Source organism: Pseudomaricurvus alkylphenolicus (assembly GCF_011683955.1).
Classification (GTDB): domain Bacteria; phylum Pseudomonadota; class Gammaproteobacteria; order Pseudomonadales; family Cellvibrionaceae; genus Pseudomaricurvus; species Pseudomaricurvus alkylphenolicus.
In genome coordinates this window covers 1-1,117 of record NZ_JAAQPI010000064.1, presented here as the reverse complement: position 1 = coordinate 1,117, position 1,117 = coordinate 1, and the positions used below count along the sequence as shown (strand labels likewise).

At 56.4% G+C, this 1,117-nt stretch carries 1 protein-coding gene and 1 pseudogene; both read left to right on the top strand.

What is annotated here, in order from left to right; translation table 11 throughout:
- A pseudogene (locus HBA55_RS37120) lies at positions 1-432 on the top strand (sodium-dependent transporter); the annotation flags it as partial.
- Between the two features lie 98 nt (positions 433-530).
- Positions 531-1,117: bifunctional 5,10-methylenetetrahydrofolate dehydrogenase/5,10-methenyltetrahydrofolate cyclohydrolase (locus tag HBA55_RS37115; protein ID WP_167001286.1), on the top strand; the 587-nt coding region annotated here is incomplete at its 3' end.

Sequence of the window (1,117 nt, the reverse complement as noted above, 5' to 3'; positions counted from 1 at the left end):
CATGTGGTCAGTGTGCTGTTTTTCCTGCTGCTGTCGGTCGCCGCCATTACTTCCATGGTGGGCCTGATCGAGCCACAGACACGCTGGTTGGAAGAGCACAAGGGGTTTGCCCGGCATAAAAGCGCGCTGGTCATCATCGGCGTGATCGCGGCCCTGAGTGTTTTCAGCATCCTTGGCTATAACCTGCTGGCGGATATCAAACTGGCGGGCAAGGACATCAATGGCGCAATGGATTATTTCTCCAACCAGATTCTGTTGCCACTTGGCGGATTGCTGATCGCCATTTTTGTGGGCTGGTTCGTCAGCCGCAAGACATCCTGTGAAGAGCTGGGCATGGGCGATGGCCTGTTGTTCAAACTCTGGTATTTTCTGATTCGCTACGTCGTACCGGTAGCCGTATTTTTGGTGTTTGTGCTGGGCGTGAGCGAATAACTTTAGTTTCTCTCTATCTCACTTTCTCTCTGCTTGTGGCCGGCGTGCGCGTTTGTCCTCCTGTGCGTTTCAACCGGCCGTTTTTTCAAGAGGTCCCTATGATTATTGATGGTAAAGCAACTGCCCAACAGCTGCGCGATAATATTGCCGCAGCGATAGACACATTGAAACAACAACACAACCTGCAGCCGGGGCTGGCGGTAGTGCTGGTGGGCGAAGACCCGGCCAGCCAGGTGTATGTGCGCAACAAAGGCCGCCAAACCCTGGAAGTGGGCATGAACAGCCTGGAATTCAAACTGCCCGCTGAAACCAGCGAGTCCGAGCTGCTGACAAGAATCGGCGAACTCAATGCCGACCCGTCCGTCAACGGCATCCTGGTGCAACTGCCGCTGCCTGATCACATTAACGAAACAGCGATCATCGAAGCTATCGCCCCGGAAAAAGACGTGGACGGCTTCCACGCGGTTAACTCCGGCAAGCTGATGAACGGCGAGCAGGGGGCCCTGGTGCCCTGTACCCCCCAGGGGTGTGTGATGCTGGCCAAACAGCATCTGGGCGACAACCTTTCCGGCAAACACGCGGTGGTCATCGGGCGCTCCAATATCGTCGGCAAGCCGGTGTCCATGCTGCTGTTGCAGGAAAGCTGCACGGTCACCGTGTGCCACTCCCGCACCCGCAACCTGGC